The sequence below is a fragment of the Pseudanabaena sp. BC1403 genome (genome assembly GCF_002914585.1).
In the GTDB taxonomy this organism is placed as follows: Bacteria; Cyanobacteriota; Cyanobacteriia; order Pseudanabaenales; family Pseudanabaenaceae; genus Pseudanabaena.
In genome coordinates, this window is sequence record NZ_PDDM01000001.1 from 105,801 (window position 1) to 128,372 (window position 22,572).

18 protein-coding genes are annotated in these 22,572 nt (G+C 42.3%); 11 read left to right on the forward strand and 7 right to left on the reverse strand.

Annotated elements, in window-relative coordinates; translation table 11 throughout:
* Positions 1-84: 84 nt before the first annotated feature.
* The 4 genes from ligA to CQ839_RS25595 all read right to left on the reverse strand — a co-directional run bounded on the left by ligA (position 85) and on the right by CQ839_RS25595 (position 5,080).
* Positions 85-2,136 carry an NAD-dependent DNA ligase LigA gene (gene ligA / locus CQ839_RS00530; protein ID WP_103666331.1) on the reverse strand — a complete coding sequence of 684 codons (2,052 nt, stop codon included), beginning with the start codon at positions 2,134-2,136 and terminating at the stop codon, positions 85-87.
* A 58-nt stretch (positions 2,137-2,194) separates the two neighbouring features.
* Positions 2,195-3,487, reverse strand: coding sequence for a serpin family protein (locus CQ839_RS00535; RefSeq protein WP_103666332.1), 1,293 nt, complete (start codon positions 3,485-3,487; stop codon positions 2,195-2,197).
* Between the two features lie 126 nt (positions 3,488-3,613).
* Positions 3,614-4,921 (reverse strand): serpin family protein, encoded by a 1,308-nt coding sequence (locus CQ839_RS00540; protein ID WP_103666333.1) that lies wholly within the window; start codon positions 4,919-4,921, stop codon positions 3,614-3,616.
* Positions 4,922-4,948: 27 nt separating this feature from the next.
* Positions 4,949-5,080, reverse strand: a complete 132-nt coding sequence (locus CQ839_RS25595; RefSeq protein WP_258040577.1) for a hypothetical protein — start codon at positions 5,078-5,080, stop codon at positions 4,949-4,951.
* A 111-nt stretch (positions 5,081-5,191) separates the two neighbouring features.
* Here CQ839_RS25595 and CQ839_RS00545 point away from each other — a divergent pair, with 111 nt between their 5' ends.
* The 6 genes from CQ839_RS00545 to CQ839_RS00570 are packed head-to-tail and all read left to right on the forward strand — an operon-like array spanning position 5,192 to position 8,533.
* On the forward strand, positions 5,192-5,434 hold the full coding sequence (locus CQ839_RS00545; protein ID WP_103666334.1) for an AbrB/MazE/SpoVT family DNA-binding domain-containing protein: 243 nt from the start codon (positions 5,192-5,194) through the stop codon (positions 5,432-5,434).
* Entirely contained in the window at positions 5,428-5,763 is a 336-nt protein-coding gene (gene mazF / locus CQ839_RS00550; protein WP_103666335.1) for an endoribonuclease MazF, read from the forward strand. Before CQ839_RS00545 ends, mazF begins: the two co-directional genes overlap by 7 nt.
* A 13-nt stretch (positions 5,764-5,776) precedes the next feature.
* Positions 5,777-7,666: an AAA family ATPase gene (locus CQ839_RS00555; RefSeq protein ID WP_103666336.1), complete on the forward strand. Its 1,890-nt coding sequence runs from the start codon at positions 5,777-5,779 to the stop codon at positions 7,664-7,666.
* A gap of 25 nt (positions 7,667-7,691) precedes the next feature.
* Positions 7,692-7,910, forward strand: coding sequence for a hypothetical protein (locus CQ839_RS00560; RefSeq protein WP_103666337.1), 219 nt, complete (start codon positions 7,692-7,694; stop codon positions 7,908-7,910).
* A 1-nt stretch (position 7,911) separates the two neighbouring features.
* The gene (locus CQ839_RS00565) at positions 7,912-8,133 is read left to right on the forward strand and encodes a hypothetical protein (RefSeq protein ID WP_103666338.1); all 222 of its coding nucleotides are present in this window, start codon (positions 7,912-7,914) and stop codon (positions 8,131-8,133) included.
* Positions 8,123-8,533: a putative toxin-antitoxin system toxin component, PIN family gene (locus CQ839_RS00570; RefSeq protein ID WP_103666339.1), complete on the forward strand. Its 411-nt coding sequence runs from the start codon at positions 8,123-8,125 to the stop codon at positions 8,531-8,533. The genes CQ839_RS00565 and CQ839_RS00570 overlap by 11 nt, the downstream gene beginning before the upstream one ends.
* Positions 8,534-8,563: 30 nt before the next feature.
* Here CQ839_RS00570 and cobN read toward each other — a convergent pair whose 3' ends face one another.
* The gene (cobN, locus tag CQ839_RS00575) at positions 8,564-12,382 is read right to left on the reverse strand and encodes a cobaltochelatase subunit CobN (protein WP_103666340.1); all 3,819 of its coding nucleotides are present in this window, start codon (positions 12,380-12,382) and stop codon (positions 8,564-8,566) included.
* 96 nt (positions 12,383-12,478) lie between these two features.
* Positions 12,479-14,086 (reverse strand): NAD(P)/FAD-dependent oxidoreductase, encoded by a 1,608-nt coding sequence (locus CQ839_RS00580; RefSeq protein WP_103666341.1) that lies wholly within the window; start codon positions 14,084-14,086, stop codon positions 12,479-12,481.
* A 285-nt stretch (positions 14,087-14,371) separates the two neighbouring features.
* Between CQ839_RS00580 and CQ839_RS00585 the strand changes: the two genes are divergently transcribed.
* Both CQ839_RS00585 and CQ839_RS00590 read left to right on the forward strand, forming a co-directional pair.
* The gene (locus CQ839_RS00585; protein WP_103666342.1) at positions 14,372-14,734 is read left to right on the forward strand and encodes a VOC family protein; all 363 of its coding nucleotides are present in this window, start codon (positions 14,372-14,374) and stop codon (positions 14,732-14,734) included.
* A 131-nt stretch (positions 14,735-14,865) separates the two neighbouring features.
* The gene (locus CQ839_RS00590; protein WP_103666343.1) at positions 14,866-17,469 is read left to right on the forward strand and encodes a chloride channel protein; all 2,604 of its coding nucleotides are present in this window, start codon (positions 14,866-14,868) and stop codon (positions 17,467-17,469) included.
* A 581-nt stretch (positions 17,470-18,050) separates the two neighbouring features.
* Here CQ839_RS00590 and ychF read toward each other — a convergent pair.
* Entirely contained in the window at positions 18,051-19,142 is a 1,092-nt protein-coding gene (ychF, locus tag CQ839_RS00595; protein ID WP_103666344.1) for a redox-regulated ATPase YchF, read from the reverse strand.
* Between the two features lie 384 nt (positions 19,143-19,526).
* Between ychF and CQ839_RS00600 the strand changes: the two genes are divergently transcribed.
* The 3 genes from CQ839_RS00600 (at position 19,527) to hemH (ending at position 22,290) form a co-directional block, all read left to right on the forward strand.
* The gene (locus CQ839_RS00600; protein WP_103666345.1) at positions 19,527-20,492 is read left to right on the forward strand and encodes a DUF362 domain-containing protein; all 966 of its coding nucleotides are present in this window, start codon (positions 19,527-19,529) and stop codon (positions 20,490-20,492) included.
* Positions 20,479-20,871, forward strand: coding sequence for a response regulator (locus CQ839_RS00605; protein WP_103666346.1), 393 nt, complete (start codon positions 20,479-20,481; stop codon positions 20,869-20,871). The genes CQ839_RS00600 and CQ839_RS00605 overlap by 14 nt, the downstream gene beginning before the upstream one ends.
* Positions 20,872-21,276: 405 nt before the next feature.
* Entirely contained in the window at positions 21,277-22,290 is a 1,014-nt protein-coding gene (hemH, locus tag CQ839_RS00610; RefSeq protein ID WP_103666347.1) for a ferrochelatase, read from the forward strand.
* The last annotated feature ends 282 nt before the right edge of the window (positions 22,291-22,572 follow it).

Consider the following 22,572-nt stretch of genomic DNA (forward strand, 5'->3'; position numbering starts at 1 on the left):
GAATTGCTGAACGGGTCGAATTTCTTCAGTCGGTTTCAACCGACTTTAGCTCTTAGCCCGCACTTGAGTGCAGGGCTACCCGCCTTACGAGTCAATTAAATTTAATAACTCTTCTTCTGAAAGGCATTGCACACCCAAAGATTGGGCTTTTTCTAACTTCGAGCCAGCGTCGGCTCCAACAACTAGATAATTTGTTTTTTTGCTCACAGAGTCAGTTACTTTGCCGCCTGCGGATTGAATGAGAGCTTTAGCTTCATCTCGCTTTAGAGTTGGCAACGTCCCAGTGACCACAAAAGTTTTACCAGTGATATTGGGGTTTATAGCGATCGCCTGATTATCTTTTTTCTCGCTCACAAACTGTAGCCCTGACACTTGCAAACGCTGGATCAAATTCTGATTTGCTTCTTTGCGAAACCATTCATAAATAGCTTGGGCGATTTCCTCACCGATACCAAAGATAGAAGCGATCGCTTCGGGCGTAGACCTTGCTAATAACTCCACATTCGGAAAATTATCCGCAATATTTTGAGCGTTTACGCTACCCACATGCCTTATGCCCAAACCGTAGAGGACTCGCGCCCAAGGCTTATTTTTGGATTGGGCGATCGCTGCAATGATCTTGTCGGCTGACTTTTGCCCCATGCGATCAAGGGTTTGTAACTGGTCACTAGTCAGATCGTAAAGATCGGCAACGGAAGTTATATGATTTTCAGTAACTAATTGCTTGACTAATTTCTCGCCAATTCCATTAATATCTAGCGCATCACGGCTGACCCAATGCTCGATCGCACCCCGCACGATCGCAGGACATTCTAAATTAATGCAACGAGTAGCCGCTTCATCTTCTGGCTTAAAAACTGGTTGACTGCATTCAGGGCAATGGGTAGGCATTACAAAACGAATTGCACCATTTGGACGCAATTCAGGCAGTACGCGCACTACTTCAGGAATAATCTCTCCCGCCTTTCGCACGATCGCCGTATCCCCAAGATGTAAATCTAGTTCAGCTAGCCGATCACTATTATGCAGAGTTGCCCTCGAAACGGTTGTTCCAGCTAGTAGTACGGCGCGTAATTCGGCAACTGGTGTGAGAGTACCTGTGCGTCCTACTTGGACTGTGACCGATTCGATGATTGTGGGCATTTCTTCGGCGGGATATTTCCATGCGATCGCCCAACGGGGAGTCTTTTGGGTGAAACCGAGTTGTTCTTGTTGAGAGAAGTCATTCAGCTTCATCACCATCCCATCGGTCATATAGGGAAGTTTGAGCCGTTCCGTTGACCAAAAGTCATAGTACTCTTGCAATTCCTGTATGGATTTGCAGAGTCGTTTATTTGGATTTACGCGAAAGCCAATTGTTTGGAGGAATTCCAGAGCTTGCCATTGAGAAGAAATATCAGGCAGATTTTGCTTCGCAAAATCTGCCTGATTAATATGGATGGTATAAGCAAAGAAATCAAGTCGGCGTTTGGCGACGATGCGGGAATCGAGTTGACGGAGAGTTCCTGCGGCGGCGTTGCGGGGGTTGGCGAATAGGGCATCTCCCTGCTGCGATCGCTCTTGGTTAATTTCATCAAAAACCGCGATCGGTAAGAATGCTTCACCGCGAATTTCGAGGCGATCGGGTGGATTCTCTAAATTTAATCTTAAGGGAATAGAACGAATGGTTTTAATGTTAGGGGTGATGTCTTCGCCTGATGTACCATCGCCTCTAGTTGCTCCGCGCACTAAGACCCCATGTTCATAGGTTAATGCGATCGCAGATCCGTCAATCTTCAATTCGCAAACACTATCTAAGAATCCTTGCTTGTCTAATCCCTTTTGGCATCTTTCTTGCCAAGCTTTCACATCACTAGAAACAAAGGCGTTTTCTAAACTAAAAAGCGGTATGTGATGCTGAACTGATACAAACTGAGTGGTTGGTTTCTCGCCTACGCGCTGCGTGGGGCTATCAGGCGTAATCAGTTGTGGATATTGCGCTTCAAGTGATTGCAATTCCCGATAGAGCGCGTCATAAACTGAATCCTCCATTGTGGGAGCATCTAGGACATAGTATTCATAACTAGTGCGTTGCAGTACTTTGCGTAGTTCTAGTAATCTTGCTTGAATTTCAAGATTGGGGAAGATTTCAGTCACAATATTGCTGTATTACAAAACTTGATGTGCTTAATTATATATCAGTCGGGGATTTGTCTTATTTAGATGGATTTTTAATTGCGCCCATGAAGAGGATTGTGCCTGTTTGGCGATCGCTAATGGCAAAGAAAAATGGGCGATCAATAATCATCTGGGCACTTTCTGAGTCTGGTGAATTAAGCCCTCTTGTCATACCAACAGAAGTAACTGCCGCCGCTTCAGTTCCTTGCTCATTCACATCGACAAAAGTTTTGTGCTTCACTTCATTGATAAAGGCTCTTTCTGCTGAAAGATTACTAAAGTCTGCATCTGATCTAAAAGCAATTTGCATACCCATATTTTGGAGAGTATTAATGAGATCAATACCATATTCTATTTTAAAACTTGGTAATTGGATAAATACTTCTCTTTTCTCAAACTTATCTGACCAAACCTGCCAATTTTTTGCTGTTAATAGTTTTTGGAACACCGTTAGATTAGATGTAGACTTCGGCAAGAAGATGTCCATACTATAGCGTGTAGACCGATAGGGAAGTTTAACAGCTTGAAACTCAGGTGTGTCAAGATATGGATAGAACTCTGTCTGTGACATCGCTGGATGTTGAATCTTTGTGCCATTATCTAGAGTAAAAGGCTTTGGCTTAGTATTTGACTTATTAAAAGGCTTTCTCCATCCACTTTTGAAATAAATAGCGTTAACCAAAATGATTGTAGTGCTACTGTCCGTTTCCTCTATGATTTTACTGATTTTACCTTTAGTTTTTTGTTTCACCCAATCATTGATGATAGTTGCGGCATTGACATCGCTAAAGTCAAGATTGCTTAGTTTTGCTTGATAGTAAGTTTTTGTATTGTCTACAAACGATTGTTTTAAAGGAAAATCCTTATTTGCCCACAGTGAGTTGGCAATACTAATCTCAGTGCCGTTATCACTATTCAAAAGCGATTCTTGCAGTATTCGATTGAAGTTATTCACTTCTCCGATCGCAATACCTTGCACCTCTAAAGTTCTCGACATAGCACTTTGAGTCTCTCCACTCGCACCGTTATAGGTCATTGATAGGGCGAGTGATATGCTTAGAGGTGAAATAAATATATTCTTATTTATTTGTTTTTTAGCAATACGATCAAATAGATTGAAACTAAAACGATGGCTTGCCTCAATCAATCGTGTATCAAGATTTAATTGGCGATTACGCTCGGAATTTCTTGGCTTTTGAGTTGGAATGACTGCAATAGGCGACGATTGGCTAATAGGTAAAGTAGCCGAGCTAGCACTATCTGAAGCACTCACTCCCATAAGTAATGAGGCTAATAAACTAGTAGCAGTAATACGATCGCAGTTCTTCATATAAAAGCAGTTTAAGTATTATATAAACATGATGATAAGCGATCGCCTACTATCTACAATTACGTCACTTTGGCGTATATCTGTCGCCCAAATAATAAAAAAGCCCTGTAATGCAGGGCTTTTTTATTATTTGGGGTTTTTAATTGCACCCATAAAGATGATTGTGCCAGTTTGCCGATCGCTAATTGCAAAGAAAAATGGACGATTGACAATCATCTGAAATGGAGGTTCTTCAGAAGGCATCGCTGAGGTTACTTTCATCTCGATAGAAGTCGCTGCGGCTGCTTCTGTTCCTTCTTCGTTGACTTCGACAAAGGTTTTATGCTTTACGTCTCCGATAAAGGCTTTAACGTTTGAGAGATTACGAAAATCTGCCTTGTCTGGCTCAAATGCGATCGCCATACCCATATTTTCCAAAGCTGATTTGAGACTAGTCTCATATTCCACTTTAAAGCGCGGTAATTGAATCAAGCCTTCTTTGCGAGTGAATTTCATTGACCATTCTTGCCAATTCTTTGCAGTCAGTTGCTTCTGAAACTCTAAAAGATTTGATTTAGACTTTGGCAAGAAAATCTCCATACTGAAGCGTCCAGTGCCATAGGGAAGACTAATCGCTTGAAAAGTCGGTGCGTCGTAATAGCGATACTCACCCGATCGCGACATGGCAGGATGTTGGATCTTTGTACCATCAGCAAGGGTAAAGGGCTGTGGCTTAGTGAGAGATTTTTCAAAGGGAGATTCCCATTTACCTTTAAAGTAAACTGCATTAATTAAAAAGAGCATACTATCTAGCTCAATGCGATCAACAATTTTATCGATTTTGTCCTTGGTATTTTTCTTTACCCAAGCATTAATCGTATTTGCGGCATTAGGATCTTTAAAGTCAAGGTTGCTGATTTCGGCTTGATAGAATTCCTTCACTTTATTTAGAAAAGTCTTCTCTAATGCAATATCCTTTCGCGCCCAGAGTGAGTTCGCAATACTTAACTCGACGTTTGTATCGCCATTGGCTAGTAATTTTTGGATGTTCCGATTGTAGTCATTCACCTCATCTATTTTGATGCCTTGCAATTCTAAAGCCTTAGCGATCGCCTCTTGGGTCTCGCCACTCGCGCCGTTATAGGTCATCGATAAGGCGATCGCTACACTCGAAGGGGAGATAAATATATTCTTATTAGGATCTTGCTTGGCAATGCGATCAAATAGATTAAATCCAAAACTGGTACTTGCTTGAACTAATCGATCATCCAGTTTTACTTTGCGATTATTTGGACGATTATCAATAATTGGTTTTGGAGATTCAGCGATATTAGTTGGCGCTGGACTCACTGTGCTAATTAGTGAAACTTGAGGATTACGAGTGTCTGGGACTGCACATCCTATTAAGGCTAAAGCTAACAGACTAATGAGAGTGGCTCGATAACAAGTGTTCATAATGCTGATTTTAAGATGTCTATACTTCTATGCTTTTAGTTTAGGACATAATTTACGATCGCCTAACGCTGTTACATTTTCTGTAACTCCAGTTTGAGCTAGGTGAGGTTTTGCCATGAAAAATAGCGATCGCCTAAATCCATCATCACGAATTAGCAAGGCGATCGCATCAAAGAAACCAAAGATCGTAAATTTATCTCTACTGATACTGATATGAGCCGTGAATTAAGCTAATGTAGATACAATATAGATACATTGACGGTGATTTTTATGACTGCCGCGATCGCTAAGTGGGGTAATAGTTTGGCTGTACGCATTCCTCAAGCTATAGCCGAACAGGTGCAAATTCAAGCTGGAAGCGAAATCAGTATTGATATTATTGATGGCAAGATTGTTTTGACACCGCATCAGCGTAAAAAATATACTCTAGATGAATTGCTGAATGGCATGACCTCTGAGCATCTCCATGCAGAAATTCCTACGGGTGTTTCTGTTGGGAATGAAGTATGGTAAAGCTATACATCCCTGATCGTGGTGATATTGTCTGGCTAGATTTCGATCCACAGGCTGGACATGAACAATCTGGATATCGTCCCGCTTTTGTGATTTCGCCGATCGCCTATAATCAAAGGTCTAATTTGGCTCTGATTTGTCCGATTACTTCTAAAATTAAGGGATGGAAGTTTGAAGTTCAGCTCACGGATACTAAGGCTAAGGGAGTGATTCTTGCTGATCAGATTAAGAGTTTAGATTGGCAAGCGAGAAAGATTGATTTTATTGAGAAGGCTTCTGCAAGTATTATTGATGAAGTTATCGGCAAAATTGAGGCGTTATTAATCTAGCACTTAAAAAAATATGGAAGATAAAATCAGATACAAAGAAATACTTTTACCTTCTGAAGAGCCATTCTTAAGTTATTCAGTTGGTGAATCTAAATCACTTGAGCCATTATCTTTAGTAAATATATTTATCGGCTCAAATAATTGTGGTAAGAGCAGATTAATCCGCTCTTTATTCTATCTAAAATTTTTTAGATATAAAACGAATAAATATGATGCAACAGATTGCCATAATTTACTAAAAGAACTTGATAGGGACTTTCAATTGGTTTTTACTAATACACGCCCAAATGTAACGGTAGTTGGAGATATTTCTATCACATACATAGAGGAAAAGTTACAAGCTCAAGACAGAGACTTTATTGATTGTAATAATCCAATATATAAAGTTATTGAAGATATTTTGCAAACCCTTATCAACATAACTGAAACCACAGCTAAAAAAGAAGAGCTTTATGCATATCCAATTAGGTTCATTGGTGAAAGTTCTAAGAAAGAGTTTGACAAACTTAATATTGATTTAAAGTTGGGTAGTGAGAGACGATATTACATACCTAGTCTTAGAGGGATGCGTCCCTTATTAGAAGATCAGAATATAAGTTGTAAAAGCAGAATAAAGAAAGAACATAATGTATACGAAAATAGAACTAAGAAAGATTACTTTGGCAAAGATACTCTATTAGAGAATATGAAAATATTTACAGGGCTTGAGTTATATCAAACTCTGAAGGAAAAACTACTTGGTGAACCAGATGAAAGAAAACAGGTGAGAAAGTTTGAGGAGTTTCTATCGGAGAACTTTTTTGAGAATAAAGAAGTAACTTTAATACCCAGAGAGAAAGAGCCAAAAGTAGTTCACATTAAAATTGGTGAGGAGCCTCAATTTCCAATTTATAACTTAGGTGATGGTTTACAAAATCTAATTATTTGTACTTTTAACATTTTTATGGAAAAAGAAAGGTGTCTTTTCTTTATGGAAGAACCTGATATGTTTATGCATCCGTCAATGCAAAGAGCATTCTTAGAAGTACTATCAAAAGTTGATCGACATCAATATTTCATCACTTCTCACTCTAATCATTTCCTAGATATGACAATTGATTTTGCCAATATCTCAGTATTTCATTTCTCTAAACATGAAGATACTCAACCACAGTTTCATATTCGCCCATCTTCACCACGCGATAGAGAAATACTACTTGACTTAGGAGTAAGAAACTCATCTGTCTTTATTACTAACGCAACAATTTGGGTTGAAGGTAAAACAGATCGTCTTTATCTCAAAGCTTACATGAAAAAATATATTGATGAGTTAGAGTATAGCGATCCTAAAAAATATAGTGAACTAATTAAACTAAAAGAAGATTACCATTACTCGTTTGTAGAATATCAAGGCGCAAATTTAACCCATTGGAGTTTCGAGCCAGATGAAAAAGAAACAAAAGAGATTAAAGCTAGTTATGTTTGCGCCCATGCTTTTCTTATCGCTGATGGTGATGTAGCCACCAAAGGCGATCGTAAGCAAATATATACCGACATGCTAGGCGATAGATTTTATCTTCTTGAAGTAAAAGAAATTGAAAACCTTCTACCAGTTGAAGTACTAAGAGAAATAGTTGCCAATAAGTTTGAGAACCATCAAGTAGATATAAATTCTATCGATTACAAAAAATATTCAAAGCCTAAGATTCCTTTAGGAGAGTATCTTGATAGTCTTTTACCACAGCCACTAGAGAGGGCAGTTTTCGCTGAAAAATCTGGAACAATCAAAGCAAAAGGTACATTCTGTGATTCTGCTGTCAAATTTATACAAGATACTAAATGGTCATTAAAAAACTATCGCAAAATTAAAATTCTCTGTGAGAAAATTTTTAACCATATAATCACTCAAAACAAGAATTCTTAAAATTAAATAAATGAGGATAAAAAACATGAAAACGATCGCTATTCAAATAGACGAAGACATTGCCCAAGCATTTCAATCTTCACAACCAGAGCAACAACAACAGATTCAAGCATGGCTCAATCAGTGGATGAGACAAGCCTTGAAAATCAGTAAATTACAAAATACAATGGATAGACTTAGTGATGAGACTGTAGCCAATGGATTAACTCCAGAGATTTTACAAACAATTATCAGAGGTTATTAACATGGGAAGTATTACAATTCAAGTCGATGCTGAAGTTGCTAAGGCTTATCAGGAAATCAACTCTACCAACCGTAAAAAGATAGAAATGCTATTTAATATTTTGGTACAAAAAGAGTTAAAAGAAATATCCTTAATGCAAATTATGGATAATATTGGCTATCAAGCTGAAAAGAACGGACTAACTCCTGAAATTTTAGAATCAATTCTTGCTGATGAAGATTAATCGAGTTGTTTTTGATACGAACGTCATTGTCAGTGCTTTGATGTTTCCTCGTTCTTTGCCAAGACAAGCATTTAACATTGCTTATTCCACAGATAATATTTTACTATCCACAGCAACTATCTTAGAACTGGAGGAAGTTCTAAGGCGCAAAAAATTTGATAAATATTTATCAATGGAAGAGCGTGTACAATTCATTGCTAGATTTTTTGTCGATGCAGAAATCATCGAAATCAAGGAAAAAATTACTGCATGTCGCGATCGCAAAGATGATAAGTTCTTAGAACTGGCTGTCAACGGTAAGGCGAGTTACATCATCACTGGCGATCAAGATTTGCTTGTGCTAAATCCATTTCAAGATATTGCAATTATTTCTGTATCAGATTATTTAAGTTTGTCTTGAATAGGCGATCGCAAAGTTAGCTATAGACAGTTAGGTCTGAGATTCGATCGCACCTTCGGCATCATTAGCGATCGCCTTTAGGCGATCCAACATATCCGCAGTCACGTCTTGCCACATCCCACGCTGATTCGCTTCTAGTAAGCGTTCCGACATATCTCGCAACGCCCAAGGATTGCTAGATTTGATGAAATTCTGGACTTCAGGATTAAAGATATAGGCTTCCGAAACTCCCTCATACATAAAGTCCGAAACGCAGTTAGTCGTAGCATCATAAGCAAACAGATAATCGAGCGTTGCCGACATCTCAAAAGCTCCTTTATAACCGTGACGCATCGCTCCTGCGATCCATTTGGGATTGACGACACGCGATCGATAAACCCGCGCAATCTCTTCACTCAATTTACGAACCTTGGGCTGTGCCATCCGTGAATTATCGCCAAAGTATACTTCTGGCGCATTGCCAGATATCGAGGCGATTGCTGCGGTCATCCCACCCTGAAACTGATAATAATCATCGGAATCGAGAATGTCATGCTCGCGATTGTCCTGATTTTGCAGCACGATTTGCATATTGCCGAGCCGTTGATTAAAGGCTTCAGGAGCAGATTTACCCTCAGACTTGCTAGTGTAGGCATAGGCGCTCCAATTAATATAGGCACGGGCTAGATCCTGCTCGCTCTCCCAGTTTTGCGACTCGATCAAACCCTGCAAACCAGCACCATAAGCACTCGGCTTCGAGCCAAATACCCGATAACGCGATCGCTCTTCTGCTTGTTCTATGGTCAGCCCTTCAGATTGCCAGCGAGTAGATTCTTCTTGAACTTTTGCCGCAAGCGGATTTTGATCGGCAGGTTCGTCAAGATTCGCCACTGCATTCACCGCACTATCAAATAAATCGATGAGATTGGGAAATGCATCTCGAAAGAATCCCGAAATTCGCAAGGTCACATCCACACGGGGACGACCCAGAATCGACAATGGCAAGATCTCAAAATCAATCACGCGCCGCGATACGCCATCCCAAACAGGTTGCACGCCAAGCAAAGCCAGAGCTTCAGCAAGATCATCGCCACCCGTTCGCATTGTCGAAGTTCCCCAAATCGATAGCCCCAAGGTTTGCGGATATTCGCCATGTTCTTGAGTATAGGTTTCGATCAGCACATCCGCAGCCTTGCGCCCAATATCCCAAGCCGTTTCTGTCGGCACTGCACGAATATCCACCGAATAGAAATTGCGTCCAGTGGGCAGTACCTCGGGTCTGCCTCTAGTTGGTGCTCCTGATGCGCCACTTGGAATATATTCACCATTGAGTCCACGCAGGAGATTCGTGATTTCTTGATTGGTTTTGTAGAGAGATGGCAAAAGGCGATCGCGAATCCATATTAGTTCTGTCGCAATTTCGCCCCCCTTTGCAAGGGGGGTAGGGGGGATCTCTTCAATAATCTGTGCCACCAAATCCGCCGCATATTCCTCTATAACTTCAACCGCATCACCAATAATTCTACAATTCGCTAAGCGTGGATGAGAACTTGCTGGAAGTAAATCACCTAAATCCGCAGTCAATGGATCGAAATCTAAACCCCAATCTTGCGCGATCGCTCTAGTCAAACCCATCCGATTAGCTGTAGGATTGCGGGCGATCGCAACGACTAAATCCCTTAACTGCCGACCTTCTGGACATTGCCCGAAGATATGCAACCCATCTCGAATTTGAGCTTCCTTAATTTCGCAGAGATAACCATCGGCAGTGGTGAGAATTGTATTCAGCGAATCCTCTAAACGGTCTAGGGAAATCCCCAAATCTTGATGGAGATGTTCCTGCTTGATGGTTTCTATAAGGCGATCGCGAATCATCCCCAAACGCGAAGGATCGAGAGTTTCCGCTTCGTAATATTCATCAATTAAGCCTTCTAATTGCTGCAAACCACCATATAGCTCAGCGCGAGTCATCGGCGGCGTAAGATGATCGAGAATTACCGCTTGCGATCGCCTTTTGGCTTGAGAGCCTTCCCCAGGGTCGTTAACGATAAAGGGATAAAAATGCGGCATCGCACCAAAGGCGGCTTCAGGATAGCAATTTTCCGACAGAGCTACGCTCTTTCCTGGGAGCCATTCAAGGTTGCCATGCTTGCCGATATGGGCGATCGCATGGGCGTTAAACTTGTTGCGCACCCAATGATAGAAAGCCATATAGTCATGGGTCGGCTCTAAATCTGGCGCATGGTAATTGAGTGTAGGATCGAGGTCATAGCCACGAGATGGTTGAATCCCGACAAAAATATTGCCAAATTGGATACCAGCGATCTCAAATTCTTTTGCTTGTCTCGGCTCACTCCATCTTGACTTAATTCCATTTTGGACAAGCTCTGGCAAATTCTGGAAATAGTTTTGATAATCTTCTAAGGATAGCGATTGATAGACCTGACGCACCCCAAAGGATTCACGATCGTTGGTTACACCTGTCGTTAATAACTTCATCAGTTCATCGCTAGTTTCAGGGATTTCCCCAACGCTATAGCCCGAACTTCGCAAAGCTTTGAGAATCTCCAAACAACTCGCTGGCGTATCTAAACCCACACCATTCGCTAATCTGCCATCACGATTGGGATAGTTAGCGAGAATCAACGCAATCTTGCGATCGCCCACATTGGTATGCTTTAGCTGTAACCATTTCGCCGCCAGATCAGCCACAAAATTAATTCGCGATCGCACGGGTTCATAGGTCAGCACTTCCGTTTGTAAGGCAAGATTTTGCCCCTGCATCGCTTTAAAAGAAACTGCCCTAGTGATAATCCTGCCATCGACTTCAGGCAAAACCACATTCATCGCCATATCGCGAGGATTTAATCCCTGCGTACCATTCGCCCAAGTTTTCTTCAGCCCACCACTAAAAATCACCTGAAACACAGGCACATTCAAAGCTTCCCATAGATCGACTTGCGGCGTATCCGTTTTTAAACTCGCTAAAGAGAAGCTAGTCGTATTCATAATTACATCAACTTTTTGACCAGATTCAGGCAAGCAATAGCGAATTAATTCCGCTTGCACATCGGGTTCCTTTAAGGATGAAACATAAATTGGTAAAGGCGTGAGATTCCTTGCATGTAAAGCTTCACATAAAGCGGCGATCGCTGATGTATTTCCCGATAAATAATGAGCACGATAAAAAAGAATCGCCACTAGTCCGAGATCCCCCTCAATCCCCCTTAAAAAGGAGGAAGCATTTTCTTCTCCCCCCTTTCTCAAGGGGGGCTGGGGGGGATCAACTTCTAAAACGGAGACAGAAGATTGAGGAGCTGTAAATTCATATATGCCAATGCGCGGCACTGGCTGCGGTATTTGGTATTCTATCGCAATTGCTAAAAATTCCTTGGCAATAAACTTCAATAAATTCTGATAATTACTAACTCCTGCTTCGATGAAATATTGCCAAGCCTGATTCACCAAAGTTAGAGTTGTTGTGGAATGGCTAGTTAAATTCGGGTCAGGATGCTCATCTCCTGGCAACACTATCAAGACTGCACCAGTATTTGCCACAGTTTCCTTAACCACCTCTAATCCATAGCTCCAGTAAGATTGTCCTCCAATCAATCTAACAATAATTACTTTGGCACTTCCTAAAATCTCTTCTGCATAGGTATCGATCGCTATTTGTTGCTGCAATTGCAATACATTCACCACCCGAATCTGCGGAAAATCTTCAGGTAATTGAGCAGTAGCCGCCGCAAGGGTCTGGATATCCGTATCGGCAGCCGTGATAATGACAATCGGCGCAGGTTGCTGATCGACAAAAACAACGCTGTCGGTGGACTGGTTCCAGCCGCCTGAAATAGTAGCGATACGATGCATTAGTTATCCAAATAGCAATGAGCAGCTATGACATTATATCGCTCTAAAACCCAAAAGGGATTTGCGGCGCTTCGCGCCGCAAATCCCTTTTGGGTTTTATGTCTTAGCAGCTATGCTCAAAGCCACAGCCTCAGCGACTTTAATGCCATCAATTCCCGCCGAGAGGATACCTCCTGCATAGCCAGCGCCTTCACCCGTAGGAAAAAGTCCTTCCACATTTAAACTTTGATATTTCTCATTGCGTTTAATCCTGATTGGCGAAGATGTGCGCGTTTCTACACCCGTGAGCATCGCATCATCCATCGCAAATCCTTTGATTTGTTTGTTAAAGGCAGGTAAAGCCTCTCGAATGGCAGCGATCGCATATTCTGGCAAACTCTCACTCAAATCCCCCAAATGGACATTGGGAGCATAGGAAGGATGTACTTTGCCTAGCTCTTGAGAAGGGCGATCGGCAAGAAAATCACCAACGAGTTGAGCTGGAGCCGCATAGGTTCCACCACCAAGCTCAAAAGCGCGAGATTCTAAACGGCGCTGTAGATCAATTCCTGCTAGAGGATGTTCTGGATAATCTTCGGGAGTAATCCCAACGACAATGCCACTATTGGCATTGCGTTCATTTCGTGAATATTGACTCATGCCATTAGTCACCACCCTTCCGACTTCTGAAGTTGCTGCTACAACTAGCCCCCCTGGACACATGCAGAAGCTATAAACAGAACGTCCATTTTTACAATGATGCACCAATTTATAATCAGCAGCACCTAAAATCTTATGACCTGCATAATCACCAAATCTTGCGCGATCGATCAAATCTTGAGGATGTTCAATTCTAAATCCAATCGAGAAAGGTTTGGCTTCAATATATACGCCGCGATCATAAAGCATTTGGAAGGTGTCACGGGCACTATGTCCGATCGCTAGAACGATCTGATTGCTGGCGATATATTCTCCATTCGCTAGGATAACTCCCTTCGCTTTACCATCTTGAATGTCAATATCTTCCACCCGACTTTGAAAGCGAATTTCTCCGCCGAGAGCTTGGATCTGGGAACGAAAACTTTGAACTATACCGACGAGCTTAAGTGTGCCAATATGCGGTTTATTAATGTAAAGAATTTCAGGAGAAGCACCAGCATTCACAAATTCATGCAGGACTTTGCGCCCATAATGATGCGGATCTTTGACTTGACTATAGAGTTTGCCATCGGAGAAAGTACCCGCGCCACCTTCACCAAATTGAGCATTAGATTCGGGATTAAATTCGGCTCTTCCTTTCCAGAAATTAAATGTGTCAGCCGTGCGATCGCGTACTGCCTTACCTCGTTCCAAAATAATTGGACGAAATCCCATTTGTGCCAACATCAACCCCGCAAACATACCTGCTGGTCCCATACCGATCACGATCGGGCGAGTAGTTAGTGTGCTGGGAGCCTTGGCTACATAGTGATAACTGGTGTCAGGCGTAGGTATGACATGGGGATCTTTAGCGAAGCGATCGCTTAATTGCTTCGCTAAAGGTGTTTCGATATCGACGATGTAAACTAAATAGATATCTGTCTTTCTTCTTGCATCATAACTACGCTTAAAAATAGAATAACTTGTTAATTCTTCTGATTTGATTTGCAACTTTTTGAGAATTGCAGATTTAATCGCATCTTCAGGATGATCGAGAGGAAGTTTTATTTCAGTTAGCCGTAACATAGTCAGTGAAGCTCAAGTTTGATTAATCGCCAAGGCAGCAATCAATTATAGCCGATCTTCATCTACTGTTTTTAGGGCAGAGTTGGAATCTTCAATAGTTCTTCAGTGGTGGCAATTCTTTTAAGAAGCCATTTAAGAATTACTTTCTGCGGTCAAAAGTCCTAAGAGATCCCCCTCAATCCCCCTTAAAAAGGGGGAAGAATTTAATTCTCCCCCCTTTTTAAGGGGGGCTGGGGGGGATCTAGACAATTCTTAAATGGTTTTTAATATGGTTTACAAATTCAAATGAGTGAAATTCTTCTAAATCTTGTGGTAATCCGTTCCAGCAACATTGACAAATCAGCTGCATTCTATCGATTAATAGGGCTGTCGTTCGTCAAGCATCAGCATGGCAAAGGTTTAGAACATTTTGCTAGTGAGATAGGTTGTATCACCTTTGAAATATATCCATTAGTAACTGGCTCAGAATCAACATCCACAATTCGACTGGGATTTCAAGTAACTTCTTTAGAATCCATTGTCAGCGAACTTAAAAAGCATGGGGCTTCAATTATTTCAGCACCTGCAAATTCTCCTTGGGGATGGCGTGCGGTAGTTTCAGATCCAGATGGAAATAGAGTAGAGTTGACTCAGACCAAAGTTATTTGATCTGAAATCTTGACGAATGAAAAGTGCTACGAATTAGATGTTTAGATATCTGGTGATCGCCTACTCGTTGTCGGTTAAACTACTTAAATATTCGATGTAATGAGTTTTATCGTAAGACTCAGTAACTTTTTATGGCTTCAGGCATATCATCATTGCATAAATGGTTAAAACCAAAACGTCTAGCCATTTTTGAAGCTTGTTTGATAGGGGTAGTGGCAGGATTAGCTGCCGTCATGTTGAAACAGGGAATTGGCTGGATCGGTGGTTGGCGGCTACAAATTGCTAACGACTTACCAGCGTGGTTTGCATTACCCATAATTGGATTGACTGGCGGATATCTTTCAGGATTTTTAATCGAACAATTTGCACCTGAGGCTTCAGGTAGTGGCATTCCTCAAGTCAAAGCCGCCCTTGGTTACGTTCCGATCGCACTAAATCTGCGCGTTGCTGTGGTCAAGATTGCCAGTACGATTTTGGCGCTCGGTTCAGGATTAGCACTCGGTCGTCAGGGGCCAACAGTGCAAATTGGAGCTGCGATCGCAGGACAGGTAAGTCAATGGATTCCCACCTCGCCTGAATACCAGCGTCAACTGATCGCCGCAGGAGCCGCCGCAGGACTTGCCGCAGGATTTAACGCACCGATCGCAGGTGTATTATTTGTGATTGAAGAACTGCTGCATGATGTCTCAAGCTTGACTTTAGGAACTGCGATTCTCGCTTCGTTTATTGGCGGTGTCGTTTCTTTGATGTTGTCAGGTCACAGCCTTACCTCAGCTATTCCTGTCATTCAATTCTCTGCCCAAGAAATTCCTTTTCTTCTATTGTTAGGTTTGCTAGTTGGCTGGTTTGCAGCATTCTTTAATCACAGTGTACTCGCCGTAATCAAATGGAATCGCAATTTTTTTAAAATTGGATTAGCATGGCGGATTGCGATCGCAGGTTGTTTGTCGGGAATTACGATCGCCATATTACCCAATGACTTTCGCGACAGTACAGGCTTGCAGCTATTTTTGGCAATGGGACAATCAGACTGGAAAGTTACCGCAGGAACCTTTGCAGTGCGATTTATCCTCACCCTAATTGCCTGTAGTGCCGAGACTTCTGGAGGATTATTTGTACCTAGCTTGATCTTAGGATCGGCTCTTGGCTCACTGGTGGGGAATTTAGAACATTCGCTACTGGGTGTGGGAACTCTCGCAACCTATGCGCTTTCGGGAATGGGAGCATTTTTTGGGGCAGTCGCTAAAGTACCAATTACTGCCTTTGTGATTGTGTTTGAAATCACGCGAGATTTTAATATCATTCTGCCATTGATGATTACTAGCGTAGTTGCCTATCTCTGTACAGAAAAATATGCTCCTGGCTCATTGTACTCACATTTATTGGAACAGAAAGGTATTCATCTTGAGGCTGAAACTGTCACCGATGGATTGTGGGATGGACTGAGAGCTATGGATGTGATGCAGCAGCAGGTAGAAACGCTAAGCAGTGACATGATCATCAATGAGGCGATACAGACATTTGCGCGATCGCGACATCGTGGCTTTCCTGTTGTTACTGATGGGCATCTAGTCGGTATTGTCACGCAAATGGATTTAGTCAAGGCTCAAGAGAGCAAGATATCGGACTCTGTTGCGATCCGCCAAATCATGACGAAAAAGCCGATTACAGTTAGTCCTGAAGAGAGCCTTTCTCAAGTTCTCTATCTACTTTCCTATTACAAGCTTTCGCGTTTACCAGTGATCGATCGCAACAAGCTGGTCGGTATTATCACTCGCAGTGATATTTTACGTGCTCAAGCAAAGCGATTGCGAGGAGTCAGTTCCCAAACATCCAAATCCTCCTATCTTGTTTACCAACAGCGCGGAACTGCGACGGGCAAGGGGCGTTTATTAATGCCCTTGAATAATCCTCAAACTGCAATGTATTTGATTGAAATCGCCCTTGCGATCGCAGACAAGCAAAACTACGAATTAGAATGTCTGCATATTATCTCCATCTCTCCCCATCTCACACCATCAGCAACAGCTGTCGATTTAAATCCTAGTTTAGAACTATTTCAGCAGGTGGCTAATGCTGCCAAGACTAGAAAAGTTTCTCTCCATTTGCAAGTACGTGTCGCCCATGATGAGGGGCAGGCAATTTTAGAAGTAGCTAGCGATCGCCAGATTGATTTGTTATTACTTGGCTGGTATGGTAAATCGAAATCTTCTGAACGTATATTTGGAGATACGGTGGATACGGTGGTGAGGCAAGCAAATTGTGATGTAATGCTTGTCAAATTTAGCGATCGCTTGCAGAAAGTTAATCCATTTAATCAAGAATTCAAGAAGCCAAGTATTTCCTTTAATCGTTGGTTAATCCCGATTGCTGGAGGACCAAATACTGAGAATGCCTTGCTGCTACTACCTGCACTGATGACTCTTTCTCCTTATCCAGAAGTCTGCCTCTGTCAAATTTTTTCTCCTGTGGATGGAAATTATCAGGCAAGTCAGTTGGAGAAATATGCGGATTATTTATATAAATCGCTTCGCTTTTCTGTTGGCAAGATTCCCATTTGTTCTAAATCAATTGCCGATGCAATTCTCGATTTGGCTAATCAGGAAAGAAGTGATGTAATTATGTTAGGTGCAAGTCGTGAGGGCATTGTGCAGCAGATTATGCATGGGAATATTCCCGATGCGATCGCCAGAAACAGCAACAGAACCATCATCATTTTTCGCAAAGCTTTATAAATCAAATTTCAGCACCTTCGGTGCTGAAATTTGATTTATAAGGCTTTGCAAACCTAAATAGGCGGCGCTTCGCGCCGCCTATTTAGGTTTGCAAAACTAGCATTGCTATATGATCTCTATTGTCAAATCCTGATTTGTCGGCTATATTACATTTCAGGTTGAATAAACCTTCGGTGTCAAGCCGAACCACACTTGATAATAAACATTTAGATAACAGGAGGTGATGCCCATGCAATCAGATAGTAGTAACGGTAAACGTGTGGGTCTTCAGGTTTCCGAGCTGTGTGCTGGGGCTGTTCTGTAAGGTATTTAGTTAATTATCTCTAGTTCGCTAGCCTAATTTACTAGTAGACCTGAGATCCTTCCAGCAGTTGACTGTGACCTAAAGATCCTAAAGTATTCCGAAACAAAAAGACCTAGCCAATGGCTAGGTCTTTTTGCTTTGTATATAGCAGTCGCCCTGCACTCAAGTGCGGGCTAAAAGCTCAAACCCGTTTCAACGGGTTAGGTTGAAATCATCCTTTAGTCCACTTCAGTGGACTTGAGCTTTTAGCCAAGAACTTGAGTTCTTGGATTAATATTTACGCGCTGGTGAGGAATAAAATCACATCACCTTCTTGTACGACATATTCTTTGCCTTCACTGCGTAGCAATCCCTTAGAACGAGCCGCAGTCATCGAGCCACAATCCACAAGGTCTTTAAACGCTACAGTTTCCGCTCGAATAAAGGCTTTCTCAAAATCAGAGTGAATTACCCCTGCGGCTTGAGGTGCTTTCATTCCCGCATGAATTGTCCATGCACGCGCCTCTTTAGGCCCAACAGTGAAATAGGTGCGTAGTCCTAAGAGGTGATAGGTAGAGCGAATTAAGGATCTTAAGCCACCCTCTTTGACTCCGAGAGATTCCAAAAAGTCTTGACGCTCGTCGTCTGGTAGCTCCAAAAGCTCCGACTCGACTTGAGCGGAAACAATAGTTACTTCAGCATTTTCGGCAGCAGCGATCGCCTTTACCTTCTCGACAAAAGCATTGCCTGTGGCAAGATCATCTTCCGAGACATTGGCGGCATAAATCGTCGGTTTGAGAGTGAGCAACTGCAATACAGAAATTGCTTCTTTCTCTTCATCGGTGAGATTAGCTAGACGTGCAGGTTTACCAGCATCGAGCGTCTCGCGGACTTTTTCAAGGGCTGCTAATTCGATTTTGGCATCGGCATCGGCTCGGGCAGCTTTGCGGGTGCGATCGATGCGGCGATCGACTTGAGATAAATCGGATAGGGCAAGTTCGAGGGTAATGATTTCGATATCACGAGCAGGATCGATCGAGGCCTCAACATGGATAATGTCGTCATTTTCAAAACAACGCACGACATGGACGATCGCATCGCAGACTCGAATATTTCCTAAAAATTGATTTCCTAGTCCTTCGCCTTTGCTTGCGCCTCTGACCAGTCCCGCAATATCGACAAATTCGACTCTGGTAGGGATAATTTGTGCGGATTTACCGACTGCGGCGAGGGTATTTAGGCGATCGTCAGGGACGGACACCGAGCCAACGTTGGGTTCAATCGTACAAAAGGGAAAGTTGGCTGCTTCCGCCTTGGCGTTGGCAACTAGGGCATTAAATAACGTAGACTTCCCCACATTGGGTAGTCCGACAATCCCAGCTTTGAGCATGATGGCTATCTAAACGAAAACTTTTTGACATTGTGCTTATAAATTCTGTCATAAAAGTCTCACTTGGTGAGACTTTTACTAAAATATACGCGATGGGCAACTATAGCTGTCGCCATTCTAGTTAGGACATAAAACCCAAATAATGAGAGGCGGCGCGAAGCGCCGCCTCTCATTATTTGGGTTTTGATTTATCTTGATAAAAGTGGCTACTGCTATATTTTTGAGCTATTGATTTTAGAGGGCTTCAGACTTTTAGTTGCACATCGCGATAGCAATGTAATACCAAAACACAAAGTGGCTACGCCACTTTGTGTTTTGGTATAAGCCATATTACTAGGCTATATTTTAAGTAGTTCGCTGACCCACCACCTTCTAGAAACATTCATGAAACCAATCGTCAGTCTCCTACATACCTCTAGCTACGAAACAGCATCACTAATGCAAGCTCTAGAGGCAGTACTTGCACCCCTAGGAGGTATGTCCAGCATCGTCAAAGCAGGCGATCGCGTTCTCCTCAAGCCCAACCTACTTACAGGATCGCGTCCTACCAAAGAATGCACCACTCGCCCTGAATTGGTGTATTGCGTCGCCAAAATGGTACAAGATGCTGGAGGCAAACCCTTTTTAGGTGATAGTCCTGCTTTTGGGAGCGCCAAAGGCATTGCCAAGGCAAATGGCTTATTACCCCTTGCCGAAGAATTGGGAATCCCGATCATCGAATTTCATGGTAAGCGTTACGCAACTGAAGGCGAAGGTGAGCTACAACATTTGCGGCTGAGTAAAGAGGCGATGGATGCCGATGTAGTGATTAACTTGCCCAAGGTGAAGTCACATATGCAACTGACCCTGACTCTAGGTGTCAAAAATCTCTTTGGCTGTGTACCAGGTAAAATGAAAGCTTGGTGGCATATGGAAGCTGGAAAAGATGTCGAAAGATTTGCGCAAATGCTAATTGAAACGGCAAGAGCGATTAATCCTGAACTAACAATCCTTGATGGTATTGTTGGACATGAAGGCAATGGGCCAAGTGCTGGTGAACCCAAAGATTTAGGGATTTTAGCGGCTTCCTGTGACGTATTTGCGCTAGATCGCGTTATGGTGGAGATTCTCGGAGTTCAGCCTCTAGATGTACCGACGGTTGCCGCCGCCATACGCACTGGGCTTTGTAGTGATCTTAATGCGATTGACATCATTGGCGAGCCGATCGCTAATTTGCAAAGCAAAGATTGGAAACTGCCTGAAACGATGATGGCAATTGACTTTGGAATGCCCAGAGTTTTGAGATCGACCTTTAAACATCTCTATATCAAGTTTATTAAAGAACCGCTCAGTACCTATGCCCGCACTTAAAAGCCCTCCGCTAATCTTAGTGGTCGAAGATGCACCTGACAACCAAGTTTTGGTGGAGCAGGTGTTTCAAGATTCAGGCTACTGCGTCACTTGCATCCAAGATGGTCGAGCCGCTCTAGATTGGCTGGAAACTAATCATCCCGATCTGATTTTGCTGGATTTATCTTTGCCAGAGGTAGATGGCTGGGAAGTTGCTAGACAACTCAAAGCTAACGATCGCACGTCCCTAATCCCAATTATTGCGGTAACTGCTCATGCAATGAAAGGCGATAAAGAATCAGCGATCGCATCAGGTTGTGATGATTATCTGACAAAGCCATTAGACATTGATCTATTGGAAGCCTGTGTCAAGCAATGGTTAGATAAGCGATCGCAGTAGGGTGTTGCTCTGCGACACCCTAACTTGTGAGTATTTAGCCCAAAACAAAAGCTTATACTTACCTATAACTTAGACTAAGATCTAGGAAGAGTTTTAAAATTTAAAATTTAACTTAATAAAAAATTCCATTTATAACAATTACTGGAAATGTAGTAACACTTTCAGTAATAAAAAAAACAAGCCCAATCTGGGTTTAAAAATTTTCAAAATGGCAACTCCATTTTGGAGAGGCAAGGATAGGTAAGGAAAGGCAGCGCGAAGCAACGCCTGTTCTTACCATATAAATCCTCTTCTTTTTAGGACTACCCCATTTTGAAAATTTTTATTATTCATCGTCTATGAGCGTTGCTTTGCGTCACTCAAATTCATCAAGTTATTAACTTACCAAATTTAGGAAATTGTTTTATGTCTGGTCGTGTTGGAGTAGTACTATTAAATTTAGGAGGCCCTGAGAAGTTAGAAGATGTCTATCTTTTCTTGTACAATCTATTCGCTGATCCAGAAATCATTCGCCTCCCATTTCCCTTTTTACAAAAGCCAATCGCCTCGCTGATTGCGGCTAGTCGCGCTCCCATCAGTCAAGAAAATTACCGCATGATTGGCGGTGGTTCACCACTGCTCCAGATTACCAAAGAGCAAGGCGAAAATATTGAAAACGTGTTGCAGCGTCATGGAGTCGATGCCAAGGTTTATGTAGCAATGCGCTACTGGCATCCTTATACCGAAGAGACGATCGCCCAAATCAAACAGGACGGCATTACTCGTCTTGTGGTTTTGCCTTTATATCCTCAATATTCGATCAGTACTAGTGGTTCAAGCATCAAGCAACTGGATACGCTTTGGGAAAATGATCCTGAACTTCAAGCGATCGAAAAAATCACAATCCAGTCTTGGTATGATCGCACTGGCTATATTCGGGCTATGAATGATCTGATCAATACTAAATTACAAGCTTTTGCCGAACCTGAGAATGTGCATATATTCTTTAGCGCTCATGGTGTGCCTGTAAAATATGTGACCAAATATGGCGATCCGTATCAGTCAGAAATGGAAAACTGTGTTGATGGGATTATGAAGGCTCTTCGCCGCGATTATCAATGCTACAACGCTCATACCCTTGCTTACCAGAGTCGCGTTGGCCCCGTTGAGTGGTTACAACCATATACCGAGGAAGCAATTAAGAACTTGGCTAAGCGCGGCGTTAACGATCTTTTGGTTGTGCCAATTAGTTTTGTGTCTGAGCATATTGAGACTTTGCAAGAGATCGATATTGAATATCGGGAAGTTGCCGAAGAAGCTGGTATTCACAATTTTGCTCGTGTTCCTGCATTAAATAGTCATCCAGTTTTTATCAATGACCTTGCAGAATTGGTAATGGAATCGCTCGGTACAACTAAATCTGCCGCGATCGCGGTGTAGGTTCCGCAGCCCTGCACTCAAGTGCGGGCTGAAAGCTCAAGTCGGTTGAAACCGACTGAAGAATAAGTCTAAATTAACCCGTTTCAACGGGTTTTAGCTCTTAGCCCGCACTTGAGTGCAGGGCTGTTGATGGTGCGTTACGCTAACACATCCCACAAGAAGGATTTTTGGTTTCTCCAACAGGCTGCTAATTGGTATAGCGGTTTTCAGTTGAGTGTGGTGCAAAAAATGTAGGGGCAATTCATGAATTGCCCCTACATTTTTTGTGGTTTCTGTACAGTG